This is a genomic window from Sphingobium bisphenolivorans (assembly GCF_000412635.1).
Taxonomy (GTDB): Bacteria; Pseudomonadota; Alphaproteobacteria; order Sphingomonadales; family Sphingomonadaceae; genus Sphingobium; species Sphingobium bisphenolivorans.
Genome location: NZ_ASTG01000016.1, coordinates 52693 through 71331, shown reverse-complemented (window position 1 = coordinate 71331; position 18639 = coordinate 52693). Strand labels below are relative to the sequence as shown.

Below are 18639 nucleotides of genomic sequence, written 5' to 3'. Positions count from 1 at the left end.
CTTATAATAACTTAAGAACTACTGATGGTCCGCTCCGATTGGTTCGGAACATTCCTAAGATATATCGGCCGATGTTTGTATTTTCGCGATGTTGGAACAGGACTTTACACCCGTTGCCATGGGTAACAACTCGAACTTATATTACGGCAACTGCGCGGCTCTGATGCGCCGAAGGACCGGCCGAGCGATCGGGGAATGTCGTGCCACCGATGGTTACTCTCCGCGAAAAGTTCGCTTCAGAAGGGGCATGAAGCAGTAAATTATACAATGATTGACACGCCGACCAAAAATGCGAAAATCAGACAACAGCGAAGGGAGAGGGCGGTATGGATTTCGGCATCAAGGGCAAGATCGCCATCTCTGGCGGCGGTAGCAAGGGAATGGGACGCGCGGTGTCCGAAGATCTGGCGCGAGAGGGTTGCCGGGTGGTGGTCTCAGCGCGAGGCAAGGAAGCGGTCGACCAGACGGTCGCAAAAATCCGGGATGAAGGGGGCGAAGCCGTTGCTGCTTATGCCGATATGTCGACAAAAGAGGGAATTCTTCAAGTACAGGAGGTGGCGAGTGCGGCCTATGGCGACCCGGACATCGTAGTGGGCAATGTATATGGCCCGACGCATGGCCGATGGGATAATACGAAAGACGAAGATTTCCTGACCGCCTATGACGGCATCGTGATGAGCCAGGTCCATCTGTTACGCACCTTCACCCCGGCGATGCGGGACAAGAAATGGGGCCGCATTGTCCTCATCAATTCGGTCGCGTCGAAGGAACCCCACAAGGAACTGCCGCTGGTCACCGCCAACGTAACCCGCGTCGCTGCGCTTTCGCTCAACAAGAGCGTGTCGGACGAGATCGCCAAATTCGGCATTACGATCAATACGATCGGCACGGGCGGCTTTGCGACTGACCGCTATTACGAGCAGATGAAGCGCATGGTGGCCGAAAATGGCCGCGACTGGGACGAACGCGAGGCCGAGCGGCGCGAAGAAATTCCGGTGGGGCGCCTGGGACGTCCCGAAGAGATCGCTGCCGTCATCACTTTCCTCTGTTCGGCCCGCGCCAGCTATGTGACCGGCCAATTCATCGTCGTGGACGGCGGCCAGGTGAAGGCGCTCTACTGAAGGCTGCGGCAGATGTTTGATGCCAGCGAAAGGAGATTTCATGCGCGACGGAACAGCGGACCTTACCATTGAGGAGCGTCTGGCGCGGCTGGAAGACCGTGCCGAATTGCACAGGCTTCAGATTCTCTACGCTCATTATGGCGATAAGGGCTGGGGCGCGGCGGGAGGTGATCCGAATGCTTTGGCCGCGCTTTTTACGGAAGACGCCGTGTGGGAGTCGGCAGCTATGGGGCGGTTCGAGGGTCGTGAGGCCATCGCTGCCGGGCTGTCGGGCAGCGGTCTGGCGATGGCTGTCCATTTGCTCGCGCAGGCTGACCCAGTGATCGAAGGCGACGAGGCGCACGGCAACTGGAAGGTAACCCTATTCCTCAAGAAAGCAGATGGAGCCTATCTGGTGGGCGCAGGCACCTACGTCTGTCGCTACCGTCGAACCAAGGAGGGGTGGCGCATTGCATCGCTTTCGATGGTAGCCGCGGGCATGGGCGGCCTAACGTGAGTCGGTCGCCAATGACACATACTGGCGATGCTGGCAGTGATGTGTGCCTGCTACTTGTTGCATCGTCTTATCAATCCTTATCGGCCGCCCGACCAGATCCGTAGACCATCAGCGAAAGCCACACCGCCGTGCAACGCTCCGAGCGCACCGCGCGCGCCGATGCCAAGCGCTCAGCGGCTCGCTCGGTGGTCGAACGCGCGCGCCGCAGAAGCATCGCATATCCGCTTCCTGCGCACCATCTGCATCGCCAATCTGCCCTCAAATCCCTAGGCTTGCGTAGCTCGCGGCGAATACTGTGCCCGCGTGAAGGCAAACAGCGAAAAATACTACCGAATCACCGAGTCCCGCAAAAGGCCTGACCACCCTCGCGGCTGGAGGTCGCTGCTAAACCGGCGGTTCTTCGAGGTGTTTATCGGCCTGAAGCTATGCGCTTGCCGCCTTACCGTCATGCACATCATCTGATGACTGAATCACTCATTAGTGATGGGTCAGGAGGGCCGCTTCCGTTCACAGCGACGCTTCACATTATCGATGCGTAGATTTCGATCGAAATGGGTTGCGCGAGCGGGCCGATAGCACAAATCTTGCGGTCTGCGGACGGTTTCGATGCGTCGAGGCCGGATCAGTAGCGAGAAGTGCTTTCGATGCGAGGCACCTATGCATGAGGAAGGGAGCGTATGACGGGCATCCGAGGGGATGGGATTTGCGACCTTGTCGTGGTCGGCTCTGGTGCGGGCGGGCTTGCCGCGGCGGTTACAGCTGCCAAGGCAGGCCTTGATGTAATCGTCGTTGAAAAATCGCGCTATTTCGGCGGGACGACCGCCTTTGCGGGCGGGTTCCTCTGGATTCCCAACAACCATTTAGCGCGCGCGGCAGGGATGAAAGACTCAGCTGAGGAGGCGCGCCGATATGTTGTAGCGCTGGCCGGCAATCACTTTGATTCTGAGCGCGTCGACGCCTATCTGGATGCCGGACCGCAGATGCTCCGTTTTTTCATGGAGCAGGCGGGGCTGAAGCTGCTGCTTGCCGAGGTCCGATCGGACTTTCACAGCGAACTGCCCGGAGCCGTCAAGAGTGGCCGGTCCTTGTTTCCCGCTCCTGTCCATGCAGGCATATTGGGCAATGCGCACAAGCGGCTGCGCCCGCCGCTCCCGGAAACCGGGTTCATGGGGGTGCCGATCGACATGGGCAATGACCTCTTGCACTTCCTGAATGTGACCCGGTCGACGAAATCCGCCTTGTTCGTGGCGAAGTGGCTGGTGAAGCACGGCTATGAAATGCTGCGATATGGCCGCGCCATGGAGGCGGTGAACGGCAATTCGCTTGTGGCTCAGCTTGCTGCGGCTGCCATGCAAGAAGGCGTCACCATCCTCTATGACACGCCAGCGGTCGGGTTGATCGAGCGTGACGGAGCAGTTGCCGGCATCAGGATCGGCACGTCCGAGGACGAGCGACAAATTAGTGCTCGAAGGGGCGTGGTGCTGGCGTCAGGAGGGTTCCCCTGGGATCTTGCGCGGCGCGCCGCGCTCTATCCGCATCCGGCGAACGAAGACCAGCATTTTTCGCTCGCGCCGCGCACGAACACCGGTGATGGTCTAAGGCTGGCAGAACAAGTCGGGGGGCAGATCATCACAGTCGCAAACAATGGCGCCTGGATGCCGATTTCGCGCCTGCCCAAGCCGGGTGGACTGACGCGCAGCGTGCCGCACTCCTTCATGGCGTCTATGCCGGGCGTTATTGCCGTAACGCCTGAAGGGCGGCGCTTCGTCAATGAATCGGTGCCTTGGCAGGATTATTGCGAGGGGCTGCTAACGGCGCGTCGACCCGGCATGCCGGCCGAAGGTTTCCTGATCGCGGATCATCGTGCGATCCGTGATTACGGATTGGGCTTTGTGAGGCCCGCGCCTGTGCCGATGGGCCCTCATTTGCGCAGCAGCTATCTGATGCGTGGGAAAACTATCCGCGATCTGGCGAAGGGAGCCGGGATCGATGCAGAGGCGCTGGAAGCGACGGTGGAGCGTTTCAACAGCGACGCGCGGGCCGGGAAGGATACTCTATTCGGCCGTGGTGGCACGCGCTATAGCCGATCCATGGGCGATTGCCGGTTCACGCCCAACCCGACGCTTGCTCCCCTGGAAACAGGGCCTTTCTATGCGGTGCGCATTCACGCGGGGGACATCGGTACGCTGGCCGGATTGCGCACCGATGGCAAGGCGCGTGTGCTCGATACCGGCGACAGGCCGATACCCGGCTTGTTCGCTGCGGGCAATGACGCGGCCACGATCTTCGGCGGAGCCTATCCCGGCGCCGGCTCCACCATCGGGCCGGCGATGACCTTCGGTTTCATCGCTGCGCGCGAGGCCGCGGCCGCTGGGGAACCCCAATGGGCGTGACGCCGTGAGTCAAGGGATGGAAATTCGCACCTTGGGTCGATCGGGCCTCCGCTTCGCGCCGCTGATGTTCGGGGGTAATGTTCTAGGCTGGACGATGGACCGGCCGACATCCTTTCGTGTGCTCGACGAATTTCTGGACGCGGGCTTTTCGGCGATCGACACAGCCGACGTCTACGCGCCTTGGACGGACGAGGGCGTGGGTACGTCGGAGCGCGTCCTGGGCGAATGGTTCGCGCTGGGCGGCGGGCGACGCGAGCGGGTGATGTTGGCCACCAAGGTCGGCCTGCCGATGGCGCGGGGAAAGAAGGGCCTGTCGCGCGCGTACATCATGGAAGCGATCGACGCCTCGCTCGCCCGCTTGCGGACGACTCACATCGACCTCTACTTGGCTCATTGCGACGATCCGAAGACGCCCTTGGCCGAAACGCTGGATGCTTTTGCGGAGCTGATCCGCGCCGGCAAGGTGCGTGCGGTCGGCGCGTCGAATATGAGTGCCGGCCGCGTACGAGAGGCGCTTGCGATTGCCGACCGGATTGGGCTTCCCCGGTTCGAAGCCGTGCAGCCATTGTATAATCTGTATGATCGGCGCGACTATGAGTCCGACATGCAGGCGCTGGCTGTCGAGCAGGATTTGGGCGTGATCCCCTTCTTCGCGCTGGCAAGCGGCTTCCTGACCGGCAAGTACCGCTCGGCTGCTGATCTTCGACCCGGCATGCGGGGCGAGCTGGTTGGCAAATATCTCGACACGCAAGGACAGCGCCTTTTGGACGTGCTGGATGCGGTCGCAGCCCGGCATGACGCCGTGCCCGCGCAGATCGCGCTCGCCTGGCTGCTGACGAAGCCAGGCATCACCGCGCCAATTGCGAGCGCCACCAGCGTAGGGCAGCTACAACAGTTGATCAAGGCGTGCGACATCGACCTGACAGATGACGACATTGCGGCGCTGGACGGCACCTGCGCCGAAATGGAAGGCGGTCATGCACTTACAAACCCGCGCTGAAACGGCAGGAATGATGGCAAGAAGTTGGTCGTCCTGTCCGATCTGAACTCGATCATGACGCCTGTTGCGGCCCCAGTGCGGACAGCGCGGCCGCTGAGGGAGGATATAGGAGCATGGCTTCGGCGGTATCCAGAAAATTTTCGAGCGTGGACGGGTCGGCCCAGAACTCCTGCCAGAATTTCGCCTGCCCAGACCCGCCTTCCCGGGTCGCCATGAATGTCCATATGTAGGGGATGAGAAAATAAAGGCGCTGTTTGAACAGTTTTTCGGGATAATCGGGAATGAGGCCGCGCAGATAAGCGACGCAACGCTGGTAGGCCTGATCCCACTTGCCAGGGATTTCGCTGTGCATGGAGTCCCGGCGGTAGATCTGAAGCATTGTGAACAGGCGCATCTGCTCATCACTTTCAAAGCCATCGACCAGGACGAGGATTGTCATGATCGCGCGGAGGGTGATGGGATTATTCGACTCCTCCAACGCATCCAGTTGCCGTCCCCGGATGGTGTCGAGTTCGCGTGCCGCGTCGTTCAACACCTCCAGTACGAGATCCTCTTTGCATCGGAAGTAATAGTTGACCGATCCTCCGTTGCGCTGACCTGCGGCTTTGGCGATGTCCCTGATCGTGACCGTGTCGATGCCATATTGCGCGAAGAGACGGCGCGCCTCCCCCTTGATGCGTTCGCGTGCGATCTCCCCCTTGCCTGGTCTGCTTTCGCCAGCGATGCCCACCTAATAAGTCTCCGGAACGATCATTTTCGGCTACAGAGACCGCGTCACCGCGAAAGTCAACCTCGCGTTACCGCGTCCTTTGCTGAATTTTTCGCGCCCGCCGTCCGCAACCGCATTCCGCGCTATTGCCACGTCCGTTCCGACGAAAACTTCGGTAGCATGTCTCACGGCTCGTCCTCCTGCGATCAGCTCGGCTCTGCCACTCCGAGCGACCTCGCCACCACCGTTCAGGGCGAGGCAACCGCTCGGCGATCCCCAGCATGAATATCATGAGCGGGCGTTGGTGACTCTGGGCGACGGCCATGATCCCAGCGCAAGCCCGACATCCCCTTGATCGAAGCACGGCTGAAAGCGCTTGCGAAAAATTAGGCGCGGCGGACACCCCGAAAAGCCTGACAGGCCGGGTCAGCGCCACCTTCCGTTGACGCATGTTCACCGCTCCCAAGGGCAACTATTCGACAGCTAGGCTGGAAGCCCCGCCGTTGACCCAACGCTCCAGCGCCGCGCGCGAGCCTTCATCCACAAGTTCCAGGCGTACACCACAGAGGCATCCAGGGCTGGTCTTTGCGTTTCCCACCCCCGTCGGCGAAAACAGGAGAGATTCGATTTCCATGTCGCCGAAGCGCTCATTCCATTCGACGGTGCCATATTCAGGCACCCACAGCCCTATGTGATGAATTCCTTCACCTTGTGAGATCGCGTAATACCCTTCGCTCTGACCTTCGATGAGCTCGATGTAGGGAGGTTCCTTCGAGTAGGTCACTCTTATATCCATGTCCAGTTTCTGCCCATGCCATTCAATCGGCGCTCGCATCACGCTGGGAGGGTTGAACACCACGCCAAATAATTTGCTGAACTTGGGGATCGCCGCATCCAGGTCGGCGACAAGGATTCCGATATGGAAGTAATTGGTGCTCATTCGCGTCTCCAGTACCTAGTTTCCAGCGCCTGTCCGTCTGCTGCCTCGCAAGCCGTAATGAAGGTGGATCGTAAACTGCGCCCGATCACTTCAGGAGAGGTGCAGACAAGCACCGATCAGCGCGTTCAGCTCAATCCAGAGTGAAATGCAGTTCCTCATATTTCAGTTGCGCCTGGATATCGGTGTCATGGAACAGATCCGGGTTCTTGATACCGCACAGCCGAGACAAGAGCCAGCCGTCGGGGTTTCGGACGAACTCCGCGTGATAGCTGCCATCCCAGTGCTGGATGCTCGTCGTACCGTCGCGCTGAGGGATCTTGAGTTGGGCCACCTGGAAGAATTTGCCTTCTGCAGTATCGCCCTTCACCTCGATATGACAGGCTGCGGGACTGATCCGCAAGTCGGTGATGGATTCCATGTCCTTGAAGAATCCGGCAGCCGCATTCCGGATAGCGGCCTTTCCCTGAAGATTGCCGTAGCGCGCATCCTCAGTCCAGATCGACATGAAGAGGTCAAGATCGCGCGTTATCTCCGCGACCTGGTATATCTGATGAAGTCGTCGGCAAGACAGCTCATCCAGAAGATTTAAGTGATACTGTTGTGGCGCCATCATACCAGACATCGCATGTCTCCCAGTTATTTTGGTAGCCGGGCGGTTGATGGACCGACGGGTCCGATCCCGTTGGTACGCGGCCACCCCATCATTGAAAATAATGCCTCATCCGCTCTGAACTTATCTACAAACGCCTAGTCCTCTTCGAATAGTTGGCTGAAGCGTTCACTGTACCGCGCCGGAATGTAACTTTTCAGGCTGGCCTCAGTGATTCCATAATCCTCCGCTTTATATACATGGCGTCCGTGCTTGTGCTGCGGACTCTCTGCGAGATGCCGGCGAATTCTTTCCGCATGCTCGTCAACGAAGGGGAGATTGAAAGCGTCGTGGATCCGACGCACGACGCTCACCGGGTCTCTCACTGTATCTCGGTAGGCGACGTCCACGATACGCGCGTCAAGCACTGGATCCCGCTCTCGTGCGGCCAGACTGCGTTCAAGATGCGCGCCAAACATCTTCTGGACAAGCTGCCCGACCTCCTCACGGCTCACGCTGGGATCTCGCCCGCTGAGCAGCGTGTATATCAAGCTTGCCGTCGACGGAATCGTCCGCATCGGATCGCGATGAGTCTGAACGAGCATAGCGTTGGGATAGGCCTCAAGGAGCAGATCCAGGTTGAGCTGGTGCATTGGCTCCGTCAGAGTCCATCGCCCCCTGGGGCCTCGCCAACCGAACTGCTGCAGAAGGCGCTTGTGCGTGCGATACACCCCCTCCTGAGCGTTGCTGGCGAGCCAATCAACATAGCCTGGCACCTTATAGGAGGCCATGAAGTTCGTGCTGGCGAAGTGTAGATTGAACAGCTGAAGACAAGGAGCCGGAAGCTCCGCCCCCCAGGGATGCATGGCCCGGACTTCAGGAATTGCCGCAAGCAGCTGATCGAGTTCGCCCTGCATGCGCGCGATGCGCGGATCGGTATGGAACGAGCCTGCTTCGGTGGGAGGGCACGGAAAGGCGGCTTCCCATTGCCTGGGGGCCCGCGCAGCCGGATCGAGGGCCAGCAGGTCAAGCAATATCGTGGTGCCGGTTCGCGCAAGCCCGACACCCACGACTGGCGCGTCGATAACGACATCCAGGATTTCGGGGTGTCGCACTTGATCATCCACCAGACGGAGACGCGTGGCAAGCAGCTGGACCAGCTGGTTTCGAAACTGCTCGACAACCACATCGGAACGATCGATGCGAGTGAAATCTTGTACTAATATGTCAAGGCCGATGCGGAAGGATAAATCTGGTCCCCAGTCATGAAGGTCGGTGGCCTTCTCCGCCTGTCCCATCAATATTTCTGCCGTCAGATCCATTACTTCTCTCTCCAATCAACATGCTTGCCGCCCAGCATGATCAACCGGACAGTTCGCACATCCCATAGCCCTCTTCGCCATCCCACTCGAAGCGGGCGAACCCCTGGGACATGATCATCCTAGCCTCTTGCACCAGACCATAGCCGTTGCCGAAAATTCCGTAGGCCGCGTGGTCCGGAGTCTTGAAGATCCCTCCCCATTCGCCGATTGGCACCCACGAGGTGAGCTTGTTAAACCCGCGAATGCGCGCTGTTTCGGCCGGGGTTTGCAGCACCACTTCATACTCAGGCTGCTGCGGCACACGGACGAGGTCGGGCGTTTGAAGGATCTTCGCGCGGACAGCCTTATGGCCGTCGAGCAGATAGGCTTGGCTGAAGTAAGGATTACCGGCCTCATCGTGCAGTTGCTTGAGATTAAAGCCCCGCCCGCTGGGAAATATGCCGCATATCCAGCTGTGGAATGCCATTCCGGCGGTGTCGCGCGCACCACGCACATGTCCCCGGACGCCTGAGCCGGAAAATTCCCAGCTTTCGTCATTGACGGACACCCGCCCGTCGGCACGAAGGAGCTGCTCGTATTTACCAAGATAGCTATCCCCTTCAAATTCCGGCTCGCCCAACTGAAATGCAGGTCCGGTTGAAAGGGGCATAACCCAGGCTTCACTCACCGCCTCAGCTACAAGCTCGACAGAAACCCTGGCTTGTTCTCCGCCGTGAGAAACATGACCCTGGGACTGATCCTGGAACGACGCCAGTTCAGCCATGCCGTTCCAGCTGTACCTCCACCGTTTGAACGGCTCTAGGCAGCGGTAGACATAGGTATCATCACCAGGCGCTCGAGGGTCCGTATACCGCCCTGTCGACATCGAGAAATATTGGCGACCATCACCCAGCAGAATCGCCGAGCGTTCCCGGGCTTCTCCGCCGCGGACATGGATCAGGTTCGGATTCAGCCCGATGTTGCGCTCGCCATCGTAGATGAAGGTGTTGAAGGTCTCATAGACGAGCGGATTGGAATGCGCTTGAGGCAAAGCGTAATCACATTGCGCAGGCAGGCCACTCGAGAAATCGTTCTCAGCTTCCATGGTCATCCTCTACTTTGCCTTGATCGTTTGCGGAGTCGTCGCTGTGCAATCTTGTCTTCACGGCGCGCTCGATGGCTGCATAGTCGCCGCCAAAGTCAGCATCGTCAGTGTGGTCAAAAGCCGCCAGCAGCTCCTGGCACTGACCTTCGATGACTTCGAGACTTTTGCCATGCGTGAACACGTAATATTTATCGTCCAACACGGCCTTCAGCATCTGCGCTGCGACATTCTCAGGCCCCATGCCTTGTTTGAAGATGTCCCGAATCTGTGCGTCGAGGGGCGGAGCCGCTCCGGTCACGGCTTCTCTGGTACGGCGCGTGTTCTCGGAAAATTCGGTATTGGTGAGGCTGGGCACGATCAACGAAAGACCTACGTTCGTGCTCTGCAGCTCCTGACGGAGGGCATTGCTTAGTCCCACGACGGCAGCCTTGGAGGCGCAGTAAGCCGACATCCCGGCGTTGGCCCTGTACGCAGACGTGGATGACACATTGAGGATGTGGGATTCCTCCCCCCGTTCCAGCATTCGGGGCAGTATCGTGCGGATGCCATTGAAGGGTCCCATTACGTTGGTCTTCATGACGTAGAGCCACCAATTCGGGTCCGCATCGCGAACGAGTTCACTATCGCCCACCGCAGCGTTGTTGCAGAGGAGAGCGACATCCCCGAGGTCCCGTTCGACCTTGCGAAGCGCTTCCTGCCACGCTGAAAGGTCGACGACATCAAGCTCCAGTGGCAGCGCCCTGATCCCGTGCTCGCGCAACTCCGCGGCGGCTACTTCTAGGGGCGCAAGTCGGCGGCCCGCCAACGCGATTTGCATTCCCTCGCGGCCAAGCGCGTGGGCGAACGCCAGGCCGATCCCGCTCCCGCCACCAGTTATCAGCGCAATGCGCCCCTCCAGCCGTTTCAAGTCTGCCTACTCCCAACAGAAGGTCGCGCGCTCATTCCAAGGTTATGCAGCATCTGTTCCTTCTCGAGACGCATGTGCCATGCAAATCTGCCCTGGACGTCGACGCGCTCCGGCTCGCTCGTCACGGCTGTTCCTTCATATCGTGCGGGATATGAGGGAGCGCGCGGGCACAGCCGGTAGCCTGCCCGCTGACGCTCAAAGCGCCGCGATTTGCGGCGGCTTCCCCGCCTATAAGGCTAAGCCTTGGCTTTGTTGACCGCGATGACACGACTCCAGTCCTCGATCTCTTCATCGAGAATGGCAGAAAATTCGGGCACCGTGGTGACGTGCTCCCCCGTGATCAGATCGTTCTCGAACGGGAAGACCGCGGCGCACGCATATTCCTTCATGGTTCCGTCAGGTCCCACATGTGGGATGAGCGAGTCGATCATGACTGCATCGTCATTCACCCACATGCCACGGATGACGTTGCCCGGCGAAGGATTGAGCGACCACCCCACATGGAGCGGCGCCATGTCTTCCACCTTCACCGGAGTGCGGCGCGCCAGTTGTTGCGTGTACATCTCGCGGATCGCTTCCATGCCTTCCACCCGCATGCCGTTCCAAAGCGTGTATATCGGGTTGGGCACTAGAGTGGCCAAGACCGCTTCCAAGTCGCCCGCGCGCTCCATCGCGGCATGCTGCCGGACGAGATTGACCATATGTTCATACTTGGCGTTCAAGGTTCTCTCTCCACTTATAAGGACGTTGGCTCGTGCGCATTCACCGCCGGGTGAATAGTTCGCCTACCATTGTGACATTGGCTCATCGCCAGATGAGGGGAACTTCCAAAGGACCCACGCCAGCGAAAAGCTGTTCCTGGACCACGAAGCCATCGGGCATCCGATAGTCGGGGATGCGCTTGTGCCATTCCTGGAGCGCTATGCGCATGTCGGTCCGCGCAACGTGCAAGCCCAGGCACATGTGCGGGCCGGCACCAAATCCGACATGCCTAGAGGGACGAGACAGGTCGATCTTCTTGGAATTCTCGAACAGGCGCGGATCGCGGTTCGCCGCAGGCTTGTGCGCGGAAACCAACATGCCCTTCTTGAGCTCGACTCCGCCCAGTACAAAGTCCTTCTTCACGATCCGGAAAGTCTCACCCATCGAGTAGATCCGGATCATTTCCTCGACGAACCTTGGGAACAGCTCCGGGTTCTCGCGCAGATGGCGACGATCCTCGGGATGCCGGGCAAGATGGATGAATTGCCTCGACAGCGCACCTTTCGTGGTATGAAATCCTCCGAGGCAAAGCAGCAAGGCCATCATCACGATCTCGTAATCGGTGAGCTTGCGGTCATCGACTTCGGCGTCAAGCATAGCATCGAAAAGCCCATTCCGCGGCTTGACGCGACGCTGTTTGATTTGATCGTAGAGATAGTTCCGCAGAACTTCCATGCCCCTGCGGTTGAGGCTCCTGTCGGGATCTTCCGCCGGTGGCGTCCAGACCAATGCCTCATGTTCGACCAGGTACGGCACGTCTTCCAGCGGCAAATCAAGCAATTGGCAAAAGATCAGACAGGGGTAGGGCTTTCCGAAAGCCTCGATGAACTCACAGCTTCCGTCAGCGACGAACCCGTCGATCAGCCGGTTTGCCAACGCTTTCATCCCATCTTCAAGTTCGCGCACTGCGCGCGGCGTGAAGAATGGCTGAAGAACATTACGGTACTTGGTGTGTTCGGGAGGGTCCATCGACGAGGGGAGCAAATTGTCTTCGATGTATGGGTCGTCCTCGTCTTTTCTGTTCGTAAAATGTTCGAAGTCGGACAGAACGAAGCGAGCCTCTTCCGCGCGCAGGAAAACATATATTTCCGAGTCACGGCGGGGGAGACGGACCGCTGGATATTTTTCACGAAGCTCGTCAAGATGCTGGTAATAGCTCTTGTCGATATCGACGACTACATCCGGTAGGTCGCCTGAAGTCACGAGAGGCGGTATAAACCGTTCTGCACTTTCCACTTCACCCATTACCTTCTCCCATACCTCTCCCATTCACTTTTCACGGGCAGCGCGGTGGTCGCGCCCATCTCGCCACATGCGATCGCAATCGGGGCGGATCCGCTGCGGTCATTACTCACCGGGCACTAGCACCGCTGATTCATCAGGCTCAAAGCCATAGAAGGCTGCGCCATTCGCATTGATTCGTTGAGCGCCCTTGACTGGCTTACGGGTTCCGGAGCAAAAATCAACAAGCAAATAAAATGCTGCTTGAAAATCTTTTCCGTGCTTTTAAACCGGGAGCGACCCCCGCGCGGGCGCGGCCGTGCGGGGGCAATTCGAAGATCGCCTGTGGGAGAAAGTCTTTGCAGCCAACTTTGGATCAGATCACGGATCTACGCTGTGAGTGATGCGGAATTTGTCACTCCCGGACAGGATGGCTGGCACGGTCTAAAGCGCTACACAGGGTTTCTCATCACTTTGTGGCTTGCCGAGATGACCGGCTCTTTCGAATCGACGATGGTGATCGCGGCGATGCGCTATCTCATCGAGGATTTCGGTGACCCGGCCAAGATCGGCTGGCTAATCACAGCCTATCTCATCGTCGGCGCGGCGGCAGCAGCCGTCGTTGGACGACTTGGCGACCTGTTCGGCCGCAGGCGCATTCTCATCATTGTTCTGGTAACCGGCTTGGTGGGCTCTATCGTCAGTGCCGTGGCTCCAAGCTTTGCCTGGTTGCTGGCCGGTCGCATTCTCCAGGGTATCACTACCGCGATTCTTCCGCTGTGTATTGGCATTGTGCGTGAAGACGTGCCGCCACAGCATGTACCGATGTCCGTCGGCCTGATGATCTCAGGGGCGTCGCTCGGCAATGCGGCGGGACTGGTCCTCGGTGGCTGGATCGTGGACAACTACAGCTGGCACGGCGTCTTTATGGCGAGCGCGTTGTTCTGCTCAGCGACGATCGTTGGGGTCCTCGCCTGCGTGCCGCGTTCGCCGCACGGAGGCTCGTCTCGGGGGATCGACTGGCTTTCCGGCGTCCTGTTCGCGCCGGGAACGATGCTGGTCCTCTACTATGTTAGCTCGATCACGAAAAAGGGTCTGGACTATCCTGTTGGATTAATGGCCTTCGGGATGGGGGCGGTGCTGCTTGCCTATTGGGGCTGGCGCAGTTTGAAGGACCCCAATCCGTTGCTGGACATACGCCAATTCACCATTCCCCACGTGGTCGGAGCGAACCTCGTGACCGCGCTGGCTGCGCTCGGGTCGATGCAAGGCGTGTTGGTATTTTCCATTCTGCTACAGACGCCGGCTTGGACCGGCATTGGCCTCGGCGCCACGGCATTTGTTGCCGGGCTGGCAAAACTGCCCTCGAGTTTGCTGGGGACGTTTGCAAGCCCCCTCAGTGGCTGGTTGACGGGTCGGGGCGGAGGGCGAAACGCGATGTTGGTCGGTGGTGCGGTGTCGACTGCGGGCTGGATTTTCGCTTATTGCGTGCACGATACGGTGGAGGCCGCGATCATCGCGCTGTGTATCATTTCATTTGGCGCCGCGATGCTGTTCGCGGTCGCCCCGACAATCCTGGCTCAGGCGGTGCCGAAGGATCGCACCAGCGAGATTTCGGGCATGCTAACGGTCGTCCGGAGCCTCTTTGTCGGAATCGGCGCCATGTTGATAACCATCTTGCTGGCGACCGACGTCGTCCTGGACCCAGCCAGCAAGGCACTCTATCCCTCGGCGGCCGCGTTCGAGCTGACATTCTTAGTCATCATTGTCCTCAACATATGCGCGACCTTGTCTGCCTTTACTTTGCCGGCCAGGTCCAAGGAAACCGTCTTTGTTGAAAAGGGTGCCACCGGCTCGCTTGCGAAATAATGTTTCGCTGCAATGGCAGGCAATCGCCTGGCGCCCGTAGCCTCGGTCGGGAGGATTGGAAGGAAGGCGAGCATCAGTAGGTCTGCACGCTCAGCGTCACCGTCATACCCCTGTCGGCATTTCGCGCTACGGCACCCGGCACGCAGCACATGAATCGTCCCATTGGGAAATCACCGATTGTCGTGGGCAGCCCGCGAACTTGCGCCCCGCTCGGCAGGCCGCAGCGTCTCGAGCCCCCATTCCCCGCCCGTCAGATCACCAGGCGCACTGCCGCTCCCCGCGATGGGCAGCTTTGAAGCGATGATCAGCCGGTTTGGGAAGCCACTTTGTCGACACGAGCTAGGTTCAGCCGCCGGTCTGCACATCCCAGCCATCAAGCGCGTCCCAAACGCCGCATTCCGAGGCGAAAGTCGCGAACCTGCCAATTCCGCCATCAATTGCCTGCGCCGCATCGACAAGTTCCGCGGCAACGAGCGAGCTCATATAGCGGGCCATCCCGTCGCTGGGGACAATCTCGGGAGGGGTGGGAATTGTGCTCAGGCTTTCACCGGCGCGCGCGCCCTGGATCTTCCCGTTCCAGAGGCCGGTGATTTCATCGCCTGACTGGTAGACCAACACCCCCTCATCGCCCTGGATCAGCCAGTTCGATCCCGTTGAGACCGGCACGGACCAGGTCGCGACAATCGATGCCGGAGCGCCGTTCGGCAGCCGCCCGCTCAGCACGATGGAGTCGTCCGCATCGACGGCCTTCTTGGGTCCTTCGCTGAAAACTCGCACGCCGTCGGCGCCGACCGTGTCGATGCGTTCGGGCTTCTCCTTGAGCATCGTCGCGGCATAACCGCCGCGCGGCTCGATCCCGCCGAGCAAGTAGACGTAGAGATCGATGAAATGATTCAGATAAGCATGAAGGATGCCGCCCGCGCCAGAGCGCATTGATCCAGTGCCCCAGTAATAGGCCGACGTGAACAGCGGGTTCCTCGCATAATCCGAGATCACTGTCGTCGACGCGACGACGGGCTGGCCGATATACCCAGCCGAGATGCGCTCTTTCATCTCGAGATATATCGACGAATAGCGCATCTCGTGGTCGATCACGTTCACCAGTCCGGCCTTGGCCGCTAGGTCCGCAAGGTAACGCGCGTCCGAACTGTTCGTAGTAAAGGGCTTTTCGCACACGATGTTGCGCTTCGCCGCGATCACCTGCTCCACCAGTTCCTTATGCCCGGGAGGCCGCGTGGCGACATAGACCAGGTCAAGGTCGCGCCGCTGGATCAGTTCCGAGGCCGACGCGCAGACAACCCCCTCGGGCAACGTGGCGGCGACGTCAGCTATCGCTTCTGGGACTTCATCGTAAACGGCGGCCAGTTCCACCTCCGGCGTCATATGCGTGGCCGGGATGATCGTACCTTTCGCAAACGCGCCTAAACCGACGAGGCCCATCTTCATCGCCATTCTTCACTCCTCTTGCAATGCGGTCAACCGCGCTCGCCGTTCCCATGCCGCCGAAGCGAGCGTCCGGCCGGCCGCAGTTGCCGTGGCGGCCCTACCGCGGCCGCCACGGCTCACCCGCCCCTCAATCGTTCCCGAAGCGCTTGGTGAACGAAATTCCGTACGTCCGCGGCGTGCCGGGATAGCCGAGGGTGAAGCCCAGCGCGGAGGAAGCGGAATCAACCGAGAAGGCGTTGATGTAGTATTTCTGGTTCAGCAGGTTGGTGCCGAACAACGCGATATTCGCGTCCAAAGCTTCGAAGTTTAGCTGCAAGCGGCCGCCGAGCAGGCCATACCCATCCTGCGTGGCGGACCTGCGGTCGACTGCCTGGTCAGTGAGGACCCGGTCGGAGATCATGTCATAGCTGATGCGGGCGAAGGCGCTGCCGAACTGGGTCGGCAATGTATATTTGGCGGCAACACCGAGCGTGATCTCGGGAACGGCGAACGGCGTGTCGGAAACGTCAAGGCGTGGGCCGGTGGGATTCGCCTGATTGACGACCAGATAATCATCGTACCCCGCGTTGAGATAGCCAAGCTGACCGCTGAATTCCCAACGGTCGGAGGGGCGCAAGATGAAGTCGGCCTCGATCCCCCAGATCGTCGCCGCCGCAGCATTGGTCACAGCGGTGGCAACTGCCGTCGAGCCATCGGGGTTGGTAACGGCGACGATCGAATTGCGCTGGATATCTTTGTACTTGTCGTAGAATACTGCAAGGTTGAGCTGCACAGCCCGGCCCTCGCTGACAAATTTGGCGCCGGCTTCATACTCGTTGACGAGTTCGGGTGCGAACGGCGCTGCTTCGTTGGCGTTCGTCGCGCGGAAGTTTACGCCGCCGCCGCGGAAGCCGCGCGCCGCCTTGACGTAGAGCAGCAAGGGCTCGATCGGCTTGTAGTCTAGACTCGCGAGCCACGAGATATCGTCGAACTTGCCCTCGACGGTCGCCGAGCAGCCCGGCGCCGGAACCTGGTTGAAACTCGCGGCAAGGCGGCAAGAGACCACCCCGGTGTTGCGATTAGTGCGGGAATTCTGAAGGTTGGCCCGCTTGCGCTCCTTCGAATAGCGGATGCCGGCGGTCACCTTGAGGTTGTCGGCAAGTTCGTAGTCAGCCTGCCCGAAAACGCCCCAAGTCACGTAGCGGTAATCGATTATGTTGCTGTTCGTAACGGCGTTGATCGCATTGAGGCTCCGCGAGATCGAATCGTCATCGCCCTCCTCAACGCTGTAGTAGCCTCCGACGATGACGTTGAGCCGACTGCCGGCATAGGCGAGCTGGAGTTCCTGACTCTTGAACTCAGTGCTTTGCGCGGCCTTTTCGTTCTCAAGGATGCTGATAGCAGTGCCATCGAGTTCAGTTATAGCGTCACGATTGGCCTTCTGATAACCCGATATCGAAGTCACTGACAGTTGGTCGGTGATATCAAGGGAAAGATTCAGCGCACCGCCCAGGCGGTCGGCACTCAAGGGCTGGCGCAGGGTGGTGTTGTTATCCCAAAAGCCGCCAGTGAAAGTTCCCCCTGTAGGACGGCCGGGCAGAAGGCCCTGCCGAATGGCGGCCAGGCCCAGCGGGAGGGCCGCCGCGATACGCGTCCTTGCGGCGGCGATCTGCGCTGGGGTGGCGCCTGTGGGGTTGCCGGTGGCGGTGGTCGCGAGATCCGCCGGGCTGAGTGCACCGATCTGTACCGCCGCCGCGGTCGAGATGGTTGCTGCCGACGCCTGCCCGGGAAGATTGCCGCTCAATCCGACCAGGTTTAGCATTGACGTTGGATTGTTCGTGCCTTCGATCCTGGCGTAATCCACCATGAGCGAGGCCTTGAACGGACCGCCATTGTCGAACCGCAGCTTGCCCCGATAATATTGCTGCTTGAGTTGCCCGAGCCGCTCGACCGCGCTGCGGCCAAAACCATCGCTATCGCCGTAGCTGGCGGTGATGCGCCCGGCAAGCGCTTCCGGCACGATGGGAACGTTCACCGCCCCTGTCAGCTTCCAAGTGTTGAACCGGCCGTACTCGCCGCTGACGAAGCCACTGAACTGATCAAGATTTGGCGTGCGGGAATAGACCGATACCGCGCCACCGGTGGTATTGCGGCCATACAGCGTGCCCTGCGGCCCGCGCAGCACCTCCACGCGGTCGAGATCGATCAACGCGGGGCTGAACGCAATGGCGCGGGGCACAGCAACGCCGTCATAATAAACCCCGATCGGCTGGTCGAATGAAGCCCCTGAACTCTCCTGCAACTGGCCGCGCAGCGAAAAGGTTGCTACGGCTGCCGCTGAATTGGACGACGATGACACCGTCAAATTTGGCACAGCGGACTGAAGGCCGTATGCGTCCTTGATGTTCGCTTCTGCCAGTCTTTCGGAGCCAAGCGCCGTAATGGCGATCGGGACGTCGGTCACTGCCTCGGCGCGCTTGCGCGCAGTGACGATGATCACGTCCGTGAAGCTATTCACCCCCGCTTGTGGTGTATTTTCCGGATCCTGGCCCCGCGCCGCTGCAACGGCCTGATCGCCGGCCGGCTGCGCCAATGCGCCGGCCGGTACTAGCGTCGCCCATGCCACAGTTGAATAGAGTGTAATGCGCATCATGCCTATGCTCCTCCCTCGTGGCGCCTCGCCTCTGCAAGTGCTCGGTCGCGCGATGTGCAGCCCTTCTATGTGACTTATGTAGCGACTTGCGCTAGAATGGCTGGAAAAGTCAATCCCTGTTTTATACGGCGAATAATCCGGCCGACGC

15 protein-coding genes are annotated in these 18639 nt (G+C 59.7%); 5 read left to right on the top strand and 10 right to left on the bottom strand.

The genetic code is table 11. The features are described 5' to 3' along the window. The first annotated feature begins 326 nt into the window (after window positions 1-326). From L858_RS0112490 to L858_RS20040, 4 genes are all read left to right on the top strand, one after another. Window positions 327-1121 (top strand): SDR family oxidoreductase, encoded by a 795-nt coding sequence (locus L858_RS0112490; protein ID WP_022683489.1) that lies wholly within the window; start codon window positions 327-329, stop codon window positions 1119-1121. A gap of 40 nt (window positions 1122-1161) precedes the next feature. After that, entirely contained in the window at window positions 1162-1617 is a 456-nt protein-coding gene (locus L858_RS21015; RefSeq protein WP_022683488.1) for a nuclear transport factor 2 family protein, read from the top strand. Window positions 1618-2294: 677 nt separating this feature from the next. Then, window positions 2295-4010 (top strand): FAD-dependent oxidoreductase, encoded by a 1716-nt coding sequence (locus L858_RS0112475; protein ID WP_022683486.1) that lies wholly within the window; start codon window positions 2295-2297, stop codon window positions 4008-4010. A 16-nt stretch (window positions 4011-4026) separates the two neighbouring features. After that, the gene (locus tag L858_RS20040) at window positions 4027-5010 is read left to right on the top strand and encodes an aldo/keto reductase (protein ID WP_022683485.1); all 984 of its coding nucleotides are present in this window, start codon (window positions 4027-4029) and stop codon (window positions 5008-5010) included. 52 nt (window positions 5011-5062) lie between these two features. On the opposite strand, the gene L858_RS20035 is transcribed toward L858_RS20040, so the two are convergent. The 8 genes from L858_RS20035 to L858_RS21295 all read right to left on the bottom strand — a co-directional run bounded on the left by L858_RS20035 (window position 5063) and on the right by L858_RS21295 (window position 12568). After that, window positions 5063-5740, bottom strand: coding sequence for a TetR/AcrR family transcriptional regulator (locus L858_RS20035; protein ID WP_022683484.1), 678 nt, complete (start codon window positions 5738-5740; stop codon window positions 5063-5065). A gap of 451 nt (window positions 5741-6191) precedes the next feature. After that, a complete protein-coding gene (locus tag L858_RS0112460; RefSeq protein ID WP_022683483.1) occupies window positions 6192-6659 on the bottom strand; it encodes a VOC family protein in 468 nt (155 codons plus the stop codon). Window positions 6660-6789: 130 nt separating this feature from the next. Next, on the bottom strand, window positions 6790-7281 hold the full coding sequence (locus L858_RS0112455) for a nuclear transport factor 2 family protein (RefSeq protein ID WP_081643345.1): 492 nt from the start codon (window positions 7279-7281) through the stop codon (window positions 6790-6792). 125 nt (window positions 7282-7406) lie between these two features. After that, on the bottom strand, window positions 7407-8570 hold the full coding sequence (locus L858_RS21300; protein WP_022683481.1) for a sulfotransferase family protein: 1164 nt from the start codon (window positions 8568-8570) through the stop codon (window positions 7407-7409). A gap of 40 nt (window positions 8571-8610) precedes the next feature. Continuing rightward, window positions 8611-9660, bottom strand: coding sequence for a hypothetical protein (locus tag L858_RS0112445; RefSeq protein ID WP_028056074.1), 1050 nt, complete (start codon window positions 9658-9660; stop codon window positions 8611-8613). Beyond that, window positions 9644-10561 (bottom strand): SDR family NAD(P)-dependent oxidoreductase, encoded by a 918-nt coding sequence (locus tag L858_RS21000; protein ID WP_022683479.1) that lies wholly within the window; start codon window positions 10559-10561, stop codon window positions 9644-9646. The genes L858_RS0112445 and L858_RS21000 overlap by 17 nt, the downstream gene beginning before the upstream one ends. A gap of 236 nt (window positions 10562-10797) precedes the next feature. Next, window positions 10798-11283, bottom strand: coding sequence for a nuclear transport factor 2 family protein (locus L858_RS0112435; protein WP_022683478.1), 486 nt, complete (start codon window positions 11281-11283; stop codon window positions 10798-10800). 82 nt (window positions 11284-11365) lie between these two features. Further along, a complete protein-coding gene (locus L858_RS21295) occupies window positions 11366-12568 on the bottom strand; it encodes a cytochrome P450 (RefSeq protein ID WP_193742868.1) in 1203 nt (400 codons plus the stop codon). 372 nt (window positions 12569-12940) lie between these two features. Here L858_RS21295 and L858_RS0112420 point away from each other — a divergent pair, with 372 nt between their 5' ends. Beyond that, window positions 12941-14413, top strand: a complete 1473-nt coding sequence (locus tag L858_RS0112420) for an MFS transporter (protein ID WP_152639818.1) — start codon at window positions 12941-12943, stop codon at window positions 14411-14413. 345 nt (window positions 14414-14758) lie between these two features. Here the strand turns inward: L858_RS0112420 and L858_RS0112415 are convergent, their stop codons facing one another. Together L858_RS0112415 and L858_RS0112410 are read right to left on the bottom strand one after the other, a co-directional pair. After that, window positions 14759-15865 (bottom strand): Gfo/Idh/MocA family protein, encoded by a 1107-nt coding sequence (locus L858_RS0112415; protein ID WP_022683474.1) that lies wholly within the window; start codon window positions 15863-15865, stop codon window positions 14759-14761. Window positions 15866-15986: 121 nt separating this feature from the next. Then, window positions 15987-18491, bottom strand: a complete 2505-nt coding sequence (locus L858_RS0112410) for a TonB-dependent receptor (RefSeq protein WP_022683473.1) — start codon at window positions 18489-18491, stop codon at window positions 15987-15989. Window positions 18492-18639: the final 148 nt, after the last annotated feature.

Bases quoted from the DNA above. Each gene is read 5' to 3' on its own strand.
- L858_RS0112490 (WP_022683489.1), top strand. From the start codon at position 327: ATGGATTTCGGCATCAAGGGCAAGATCGCCATCTCTGGCGGCGGTAGC.
- L858_RS21015 (WP_022683488.1), top strand. From the start codon at position 1,162: ATGCGCGACGGAACAGCGGACCTTACCATTGAGGAGCGTCTGGCGCGG.
- L858_RS0112475 (WP_022683486.1), top strand. From the start codon at position 2,295: ATGACGGGCATCCGAGGGGATGGGATTTGCGACCTTGTCGTGGTCGGC.
- L858_RS20040 (WP_022683485.1), top strand. From the start codon at position 4,027: ATGGAAATTCGCACCTTGGGTCGATCGGGCCTCCGCTTCGCGCCGCTG.
- L858_RS0112460 (WP_022683483.1), bottom strand. From the start codon at position 6,659: ATGAGCACCAATTACTTCCATATCGGAATCCTTGTCGCCGACCTGGAT.
- L858_RS0112455 (WP_081643345.1), bottom strand. From the start codon at position 7,281: ATGTCTGGTATGATGGCGCCACAACAGTATCACTTAAATCTTCTGGAT.
- L858_RS21300 (WP_022683481.1), bottom strand. From the start codon at position 8,570: ATGGATCTGACGGCAGAAATATTGATGGGACAGGCGGAGAAGGCCACC.
- L858_RS0112445 (WP_028056074.1), bottom strand. From the start codon at position 9,660: ATGACCATGGAAGCTGAGAACGATTTCTCGAGTGGCCTGCCTGCGCAA.
- L858_RS21295 (WP_193742868.1), bottom strand. From the start codon at position 12,568: ATGGGTGAAGTGGAAAGTGCAGAACGGTTTATACCGCCTCTCGTGACT.
- L858_RS0112415 (WP_022683474.1), bottom strand. From the start codon at position 15,865: ATGGCGATGAAGATGGGCCTCGTCGGTTTAGGCGCGTTTGCGAAAGGT.
- L858_RS0112410 (WP_022683473.1), bottom strand. From the start codon at position 18,491: ATGATGCGCATTACACTCTATTCAACTGTGGCATGGGCGACGCTAGTA.